Below are 8,598 nucleotides of genomic sequence, written 5' to 3'. Positions count from 1 at the left end.
AGGCACGCCGCCAGCGTTCGTCCTGAGCCAGGATCAAACTCTCCAAAAAGGGTAGTTCGTCTATGCTCATTACAAGCTAGCTTTAAAACTTTGCTGTGATTGCTCACAGCGCGTATGCGCTCGTTGTTCAGTTTTCAAGGAACAAGCTTTTCTTTCATTTTGTCGTCGTTTTAGCGGCGACTTTTATATACTATCACACTTCTGGGCCCGATTGCAACAAGAATTTTTTTCTTTCTTCGCTGCTCTCGGCGTCGCCGGCGAACCGCGCGACCCTTTTTTGAGGTGCAGGAGATAATTTACCACATCAATAAACCAAAAGTCAAGGGATTTGCTGTAGGCAAATCCCTTCTCGGTTTCCGTATGTTAACTGATATACCGCATCTCCAACATATCGAGGTTCGCGTCGCTCGCGACAAACACCTCTTGGATCAATTTGCGGCGCACGAGTTTCTTCAAGAGCAGGTGCAATTCCGTCTGCATCGTGCGCAGGTCCGGATGGTTCTCCAGCTCGGTCGCGCTCCACGGCTCCGACCGGCTCGATAAAATGCGCAGCAGCGGCTGACAGCAGTCCTTCAACTTGGACATGACCGAAAAATCGCAAGCGAGGTGCGCGAGCCGGATGCGCTGCTCCAGCGTCTCGTTGCTCATCGTCAGTTCTTCGTACAGCTTGAAGATGCCCGGATTCGCTTTGCGGACCTGCTTCCATACGGTCAACTCCGGAACGACGCCGCTTTCGATGACCGATATTTTCGCCCAATGGTGGACCGCCTGCAGAATATGGCTGTGCGCGTCGAGCACTTCGCCTTCCTCCAAGAAATTCCGGCTAAGCAGAAAATGTCGGAGGAACAGCGCGAACTCCTTGAACAATCGCTGCTCGCGCTTATCCGGCGCCACGGAGAGCAGCATCTCCCTTTTCTCTTGCAAAAATCCTTCTCGATCCAACACGATTTCCCCTGTCATTAGCCACTGCTGCACGTCGCGGTTGCCTCCCGGGCCGAGCAGCGCCTCCAACGTCGTCCGGTCGTACCATCTTTCTTGTATGTACGTTTGGTCTTTACTATAATGATGGGTGTAGCTGAGCCGCCGATCGCCGTCGGTGACCACAATGATCAACGCGTCGAATCCGTCGATCAGCGCGGAAAATTGCATCGGCTTCTCGATGAACGCGGCGCCGATGATATCCGGCCTATGCATGTAAAACCGCTCGACTATCGATTTGATCATAACTCACGTTCCCCCATTATTGTGTACGATCCGCAGATGTGGATATAGAACATGTATTCTACGGCTGCGCTCGGTTTCCTGCTGGGCCGTCAGCATTTTTATAATAAAGAGGAGTCGATCGGATGCGTTGGAAATCAAGCAAGGTCAACGAGTTTCGCTTATGGGGATTGGTGCTCATGCTGGCGGGCATGGGCTTTATGATCGCGGGTACGGCGGCGATCGTCTTTAAATTTCCGGGTTCCGGCATCATTACCGGCATCGGCTTGGTGCTCGGCCTGCTGACGATGCTGGGCAGCATGGCGATTTACTTCTGGGCCGGCATGCTGTCGACGAGCGCGGTGCAGCTGGAGTGCCCCGAATGCGGCCAAATGACGAAAATGCTCGGCAAAACGGACCGCTGCATGTACTGCAACACGATTTTGACGCTCGATCCGGCGCAAGCGCGCGACCCGCAGTAAGACACTAAACGAAAGGCGGCCCAGAGGGCCGCCTTTTTGCTATTCGTATAATGCGCTGCGCAGCGTTTCCCAAATGTCCGCGCTCGCGAAATTGCGGCTCCACGAAGCGACGCCGGCGAGGCCCAGCTCTCGAACCAAGGCGGCGCGCGCTCGTACGGACGTTTCGTCCTCGAGCCATATTTTGCGGACGGCTCCGTCTTCCTTGTACTCTACATAATTTTGCCCTGTCGCGGCATCGAGCTTCGGCGTAAGCCCCTTGCTGCGGATCAGCTCGGCGACTGTGTCCATGCCAAGCGCCTTGGACGTCACCTTCGTTTTCCCGTTTTCGGTCGTCTCCGTCCACTGTCTAGCGTAGAACGGAATGCCGAGCACGAGTTTCTCCGCCGGCACGCCGTGCTGCTCGATGATGCTGCGCACGCCCGCTTCCACCCACGGAAGCGAGGCGACCGAGCCGGCGACGGGACTGGACGCCCAATGCTCGTCGTACGCCATCACCATCATATAATCGACGATGCCGCCGAGCGCCTTGCGGTCCAGGAATTTCGACCACGTGTCGCTGCCGCCGGGGAACGTGACGTCGATAGAGACGGTCAGTCCGGCTTCATGCAGCAGCGGAGTCAGCTCGCGCATAAATTGCGTCAACTTCGGTCCGTCCTTCACGTACACGTTCTCGAAGTCGACGTTGATCCCGTCGAGCTCATACAGCTGCGCCCATGCGACGAGCTGCCGCGCCATGGTCATGCGGCGGTCGTACGTCGAGAGCGCCTCGGACGTCATGTCGGGGTCGAAGCTGTTGCTGAAGAGCGCCCACACCTGGTAGCCGCGCTCGTGCGCCCAGCGGACGTAGTTTCGGTCGGCTCGATTTTCCAGCGAGCCCTCTTCGTCGAGCAGGTGGAACCACGTCGGCGATACGACGTTCAAGCCCGGCATCGGGTCGAACGTCGACGGATCCGGCGCCTTCGCGTACACCTGCTCCCAGGTGAGCACGATTTTCTCGCCGATCGGCCGCTCCGGAACGTGCGGCGCGGGCGCCGGCACGCTGGCGTCGACGACCGTCTCGGCGCCGGACCAGACGACTAGGCGCTTGTCCACGTAGCCGACATGCCCTCGGTCCGTTTGGATCCGGTACCAGCCGGATTCCTCGCCCCATACGACGGCACGCTCGCCGGTCCGCAGCTCGTCCATGATGCCGGCTTTGATCGACGGCTTCTCGCGCACGGCCGCGGGCGCGGCCTCCGATTCGTCCGCCGCCTCCGGCAGCGCGGCGTACGTCAGGACGTCTCCGGGCAAGCGAAGCGTTACGATGCCGGTATCCGGCGCTTCGACGACCTGAAGGCCGTACAAGTCGGCGAGCGGCGCAATCGGCACGTAGACGACGTCGTCGAGCCGCTCCGCAGGGAAACGAAGCTGGAACGGCTTATCGTTCGCCCAGGCCGTCAGTTGGTCGCTGACGAGGCGGACGACGCGGCCGTTCGTCGTCATTATGACGGATTGGGATGATTCCTCGAAAGCGATGCTTGGATCTACAAGTTCGGCGAGCAGCGGCAGCGGAAGCTTCATCGCTTCGCCCGAGCCGATCGCTCGTCCTTCCAGCAAAACTCCTCCGTAGAACACCGGTTGTTCCGTGCCGTAATCGGGAATGATACGGGTGTCGGACGGTACATAATTCCGTACGCCGTACACCGCGGCCGACGCCAGCAATGCGATAAGCGCCGTCAGCCATAAGAATGTTATCCAGCCTCGGCCGCGGCGCCTCCGTCTCGGGGGCGGTACGGTCGCTCTTAGCAAAAGGCCCACCTCCTAGCGGATTCTCATATTGAAAGTCAAAAAATTCCGGGATGAAAACGAAAGGCGCGCCGAACCCCGGGCTCGGGAATGCGGCACGCCTATGCTTGGTACTCCTATGCGTTTCGATCAGTGCGCGGCGGCCTTCGCGCATTCGGGACAGATGCCGTACACTTCCATTCGGTGGCCTTGCACATGAAATCCCGTATGCTTGGCGGCGGCGACTTCGATGTCCGTCAACGGCGGATATTCGAAATCGGCGATCTTGCCGCAGCGCTCGCAAATACAATGATAATGATCCGACATATCGGCGTCGAAGCGGCTGGAATCGTCCCCGTACGTCAATTCGCGAACGAGGCCGGCTTCGATAAATACTTTCAGGTTATTGTAAACGGTCGCAACGCTCATGCTCGGAAAGCGATCCGCTAGCGCCCGGTAAATTTCGTCCGCCGTCGGATGGGTCATCGATTGTAACAGGAAAGATAAAATGGCGTACCGCTGAGGCGTCATGCGTACCCCGGTCGACTTCAACTTCTCCAACGCCATATCAAGCTCCATTGCCATGCGCTTCCCCCCATCCTCTTTCCTAGATTAAAGTCATTCTAAAAAACCTTAATATATTTTACGTTGGACTCGGTCTTTTTGTCAACGCGGGTCCGGAAGATGCCGTTATTTTCTTCCGGTTCCTGTCATCAGCATGACGACGCCCGTCGTGATGAACGCCGCCGCAACGATCAAAGACAGATCGATTTCCACGAAACGATCCGTCCAGTCGGACCCGTCGGACGACAGAATCGCGAAGACGACGAGACCGCCGATCGCGATCGGCACCGCGCTGCCAAGGTTCGGCTTGCCCGTCTCGGACGGGAGCGTCCCCGCTGCGCCCGACGGCTCGAATCGCCGCTCCGGCGCGGCTTTCGCCCGCTCGATCGCGTGCAGCGCATCGAACAGCGCATAAAAATATACGACGGGCAGCAGCACCGACAGCAGTACGATCAACGGCACGACTCCATGAATAGAGACGAGAACGACGCCGAAAATGTTGCCGATAAACAGCAGCATGAAGAAAAGCCCCCGCTGCATAGCGCCCGCATAGAGATGGCCGAGCCCGGGAAACAGGAACGACAACAGCCCTGCTGCCCGCTTGCTCTTGGTCGGCGCGTTCATCACCGTCCCCCTTCCGCCTGTCCTCTATCGCGAAAAACCGAGCGAAGACCGGTCGACTTCCCCGCTCCGCTCGGCTCTCCGAGATTATTGCTTCAACCGATCCAAAATCAGCTTGTTGACGAGACCCGGGTTCGCTTTGCCCTTCGTCTCTCTCATCACTTGGCCGACCAAGAAGCCGACGGCCTTCTCTTTGCCCGCTTTGAAGTCCGCCACGGACTGCGGGTTCGCCTCGACGATTCGGTCGACGACGGCTTTGATTTCGCCTTCGTCGCTGATCTGCACGAGACCTTGCTCCTCGACGATCGTCTTCGGCGGCTTGCCGGTTTCGAGCATCGTTTTGAACACCGTCTTCGCGATTTTCGTCGAAATGGTGCCGTTCTCGATGAGACCGATCATTTCGCCGAGTCCTTTGCCGCTGGCCTTAACGTCCTGCAGCTCCAAGTTGTTCGCGTTCAGATACCCGAGCAGGTCGCCCATTATCCAGTTCGCGACCGCCTTCGCGTCCTTCGTATATTCGAGGCTCTCCTCGAAGAAGCGCGCGAGCGGCAGCGACGACGTAATGACCTCCGCGTCGTACGAGGACAGCCCGTACGCTTCGGCGTAGCGCGCTTTCTTCGCGTCCGGCAGCTCCGGAATCGTCGCGCGGATCTCGGCCTTCCATTCGTCGCTGATGTGCAGCTTGACGAGATCCGGATCCGGGAAGTAGCGATAGTCATGCGCTTCTTCCTTGCCGCGCATCGACAGCGTCTTGCCTTGGGCTTCGTCCCAGCGGCGCGTCTCCTGCACGACTTCTCCGCCCGCGTCGAGAATTTCCGCCTGGCGGATTTCCTCGTATTCCAGCCCTCGCTGGACGCCGCGGAACGAGTTCATGTTTTTCAGCTCCGCGCGGGTGCCGAATTTCTCCTGGCCCCACGGACGAATCGAAATGTTGGCGTCGCAGCGGAGCGAGCCCTCTTCCATCTTTACGTCGGACACTTCGCAATATTGCATGATCGCCTTCAATTTTTCGAGATAGGCACGCGCCTCTTCCGGGCTGCGGATGTCCGGCTCGGAGACGATTTCGATGAGCGGCGTGCCGACCCGATTGAAGTCGACCAAGGAGCCGACGCCGGCCGGAAGGTGCGTCAGCTTGCCCGCGTCCTCTTCGAGGTGCAGGCGCGTGACGCCGATCCGCTTCGTCTTGCCGTCCACTTCGATGTCGATCCAGCCGTTCTTGCCGATCGGCTGGTCGTACTGCGAAATTTGGTACGCCTTCGGGGAGTCCGGATAGAAGTAATTTTTCCGGTCGAACTTGCTTTCCGTCGCGATTTCGCAATTTAAAGCCATCGCCGCTTTGATCGCGTACTCGACGGCGCGCTTGTTCAATACCGGCAGCACGCCCGGATGCCCGAGGCAGATCGGGCACGTGTTCGCGTTCGGCGGAGCGCCGAACGAGGTCGAGCAGCCGCAGAAAATTTTCGAATTCGTGTGCAGCTCTACGTGTACTTCCAGGCCGATGACCGTTTCGTATTTCTTTTGGGTCGCTTGCGTCATGTCGTGATGATCCTCCTTCCGCGCCGTCGTTATAGATTCGGCCGTTGTTTGTGATGGTCCGTCGCCTGCTCGTACGCGTGCGCCGCGCGCAGCACGGTCGACTCGTCGAAGGGCTTCCCGATGAGCTGCAGCCCGATCGGCAATCCCTCCGCGTTCGCGCCGCACGGCACGGAAATCGCCGGCACGCCGGCCAAGTTGACGGGGATGGAGAAAATATCATTCAAATACATCGTCAGCGGATCGTCGACCTGCGTGCCGAGACGGAACGCCGGCGTCGGCGCCGTCGGACCGAGAATGAGGTCGAATTTCTCGAAGACGTTCTCGAAGTCGCGTTTGATCAGCGTGCGCACTTTCTGCGCCTTCAAATAATAAGCGTCGTAATAGCCCGAGCTGAGCGCGTACGTGCCGAGCATGATGCGGCGCTTCACTTCGTCGCCGAAGCCTTCGCTGCGCGACTTGACGAACACGTCCAGCAGCGATTCGGCGGACGCCGAACGAACGCCGTAGCGGACGCCGTCGAAGCGCGCCAAGTTCGAGGACGCCTCGGAGGACGCGAGCAAATAATACGTCGCGACCGCGTATTCGTTATGCGGCATCGACACTTCTTCCCATACGGCGCCTTGTCCCTCCAGCACCTTCAGCGCGGTGAGCACCGCGTCCTTGACGGCTGGATCGATGCCTTCGCCGAAATATTCCTTCGGCACGGCGATGCGCAGCCCGCGAACGTCGCCGGTGAGCGCGCTCAAATAATCCGGGATGTCGACGTCGGCCGACGTCGAATCGAGCGGGTCATGCCCCGCGATCGCCTGCAGCACGTAAGCCGCGTCTTCGACGGTGCGCGTCACCGGCCCGATCTGGTCGAGCGACGAGGCGAACGCGACGAGGCCGAAGCGCGAGACGAGGCCGTACGTCGGTTTGAGGCCGACGACGCCGCAGTACGCGGCCGGCTGGCGGATGGAGCCGCCCGTGTCGGAGCCGAGCGAGAAGAACACCTCGCCCGCCGCGACCGCCGCGGCCGAACCGCCGCTCGAGCCGCCCGGGACGTAATCCAGGTTCCAAGGATTGCGGGTCGGATAATACGCGGAGCGTTCGTTCGAGCCGCCCATCGCGAACTCGTCCATGTTCAGCTTGCCGATCGTCACCGATTGGGCGTCGTTCAGCTTGTCCATGACGGTCGCGTTATGTACCGGACTGAAATTGTCGAGGAACTTGCTCGCGCACGTCGTGCGGAGCCCTTTGGTTACGATATTGTCCTTGATACCGGCCGGCAGGCCGAAGAGGAGCCCTTTGGGGCCGCCGTCGCCGATCGCCGCGTCGAGCGCCGCCGCCTTCGCGCGCGCGCCTTCCTCGTCCAGCGTCAGGAACGCCTTCACTTTGTCGTCGACTTCGCCGATGCGGCGAAAGCTGGCGTCGACGAGATCACTGACGGATAGCTCTTTTTTATGCAAACGGTCTTGAATTTCCCGAAGTTTCGAATCGAATAAAGACAACGCCAACAATCCTTTCCTTCATATATAATCGTCGAGCGGATCGAGCGGATCGAGCGGATCGATTCCTATTCCAATACGGCCGGGACGCGGTACTGCCCGTCTTCTTCCTCCGGCGCGTTCGACAGCGTCTCCTCGAGCGGCCACGACGGTCTTGCGACGTCTTCGCGCAGCACGTTCTTGATCGGCAGCACGTGGCTGGTCGGCTCCACGCCGTCCGTGTCGAGCTCGTTCAGCTTCTCCGCGTATTTCAAAATGGCGTTCAACTGCTCCGTAAACGTCTCTTTCTCTTCGTCGGTCAGCGCCAATCTGGCCAGCTTCGCGACATGCTCCACGTCCTTCAACGTAACGCCCACTGTAAAGCCCTCCGATTCCTTAGTTCAAGTTCTCTCATTATATATTAAAAAAATCCCGACGCGCAAAAAAAATCCCCCGCGCCGCGGGCCGCGAGGCGCCGCGCGAAGGGGATCGGTCGTATATGCCTAAATCCAAGCCCGCAAATTGACTTGCTTGACGAAATCCGATGCGTTCTGCGGATCCTTCGGTTTCTCCTGCGCCGCTTCGGCGTCGTCGCCGTTCATCAACCGCTTGAACAACGCTTCGTTGCGAGTCGCGAGCGCGAAGTCGATGAGCGCTTCTTTCTCGATGCGCTCCGCCTCGCGTTGGATCAGCGTCTCTTCCAGTTCGACGTCGTCCTTCGGGACGAACACGTGCTTGTTCATCGTCGGAACGCGTACGACATAGTCGAACGCATTGTCGGGGTTTCGGTCGTACGCAATAATGAAGCCATGCTCCCCAATCGGCAACCCTTGCTCGAATTTGTCGCCCGTGAGGATCACCTTTTGCCCGAGTCGCAGCATCGCGTTACCCCCCTTTCAGATTATGAGAACACTACAGCCCTTAAACTTATATTATGCCTCTATCCTACTAAAAAATGAAGCGGG

Annotated in this window: 9 protein-coding genes; 1 reads left to right on the top strand and 8 read right to left on the bottom strand. The window is 59.0% G+C overall.

The annotated features are described in order from the left end of the window. Window positions 1–363: 363 nt before the first annotated feature. On the bottom strand, window positions 364–1,224 hold the full coding sequence (locus VE009_RS16650) for a nucleotidyltransferase-like protein (RefSeq protein ID WP_325009530.1): 861 nt from the start codon (window positions 1,222–1,224) through the stop codon (window positions 364–366). 122 nt (window positions 1,225–1,346) lie between these two features. Here VE009_RS16650 and VE009_RS16645 point away from each other — a divergent pair, with 122 nt between their 5' ends. Next, the gene (locus VE009_RS16645) at window positions 1,347–1,682 is read left to right on the top strand and encodes a DUF2614 family zinc ribbon-containing protein (RefSeq protein WP_325009528.1); all 336 of its coding nucleotides are present in this window, start codon (window positions 1,347–1,349) and stop codon (window positions 1,680–1,682) included. Window positions 1,683–1,721: 39 nt separating this feature from the next. Here VE009_RS16645 and VE009_RS16640 read toward each other — a convergent pair whose 3' ends face one another. From VE009_RS16640 to VE009_RS16610, 7 genes are all read right to left on the bottom strand, one after another. Next, window positions 1,722–3,470 carry a glycosyl hydrolase family 18 protein gene (locus VE009_RS16640; RefSeq protein ID WP_325009526.1) on the bottom strand — a complete coding sequence of 583 codons (1,749 nt, stop codon included), beginning with the start codon at window positions 3,468–3,470 and terminating at the stop codon, window positions 1,722–1,724. 126 nt (window positions 3,471–3,596) lie between these two features. Further along, window positions 3,597–4,031: a peroxide-responsive transcriptional repressor PerR gene (gene perR / locus VE009_RS16635; protein ID WP_325009524.1), complete on the bottom strand. Its 435-nt coding sequence runs from the start codon at window positions 4,029–4,031 to the stop codon at window positions 3,597–3,599. A 105-nt stretch (window positions 4,032–4,136) separates the two neighbouring features. Beyond that, window positions 4,137–4,634 (bottom strand): DUF6677 family protein, encoded by a 498-nt coding sequence (locus tag VE009_RS16630; protein ID WP_325009522.1) that lies wholly within the window; start codon window positions 4,632–4,634, stop codon window positions 4,137–4,139. An 84-nt stretch (window positions 4,635–4,718) separates the two neighbouring features. After that, window positions 4,719–6,167, bottom strand: a complete 1,449-nt coding sequence (gene gatB / locus VE009_RS16625) for an Asp-tRNA(Asn)/Glu-tRNA(Gln) amidotransferase subunit GatB (protein ID WP_325009520.1) — start codon at window positions 6,165–6,167, stop codon at window positions 4,719–4,721. 29 nt (window positions 6,168–6,196) lie between these two features. Beyond that, the gene (gatA, locus tag VE009_RS16620; RefSeq protein WP_325009518.1) at window positions 6,197–7,657 is read right to left on the bottom strand and encodes an Asp-tRNA(Asn)/Glu-tRNA(Gln) amidotransferase subunit GatA; all 1,461 of its coding nucleotides are present in this window, start codon (window positions 7,655–7,657) and stop codon (window positions 6,197–6,199) included. A 65-nt stretch (window positions 7,658–7,722) separates the two neighbouring features. Further along, window positions 7,723–8,010, bottom strand: coding sequence for an Asp-tRNA(Asn)/Glu-tRNA(Gln) amidotransferase subunit GatC (gene gatC / locus VE009_RS16615; protein WP_325009517.1), 288 nt, complete (start codon window positions 8,008–8,010; stop codon window positions 7,723–7,725). 126 nt (window positions 8,011–8,136) lie between these two features. Further along, window positions 8,137–8,514, bottom strand: a complete 378-nt coding sequence (locus tag VE009_RS16610) for an ATPase (protein WP_325009515.1) — start codon at window positions 8,512–8,514, stop codon at window positions 8,137–8,139. Window positions 8,515–8,598 lie beyond the last annotated feature (84 nt).

The organism is Paenibacillus sp., from assembly GCF_035645195.1.
Taxonomy (GTDB): domain Bacteria; phylum Bacillota; class Bacilli; order Paenibacillales; family YIM-B00363; genus Paenibacillus_AE.
The sequence above is the reverse complement of the archived record's forward strand: the minus strand, read 5'-3'. Positions and strand labels throughout refer to the sequence as shown.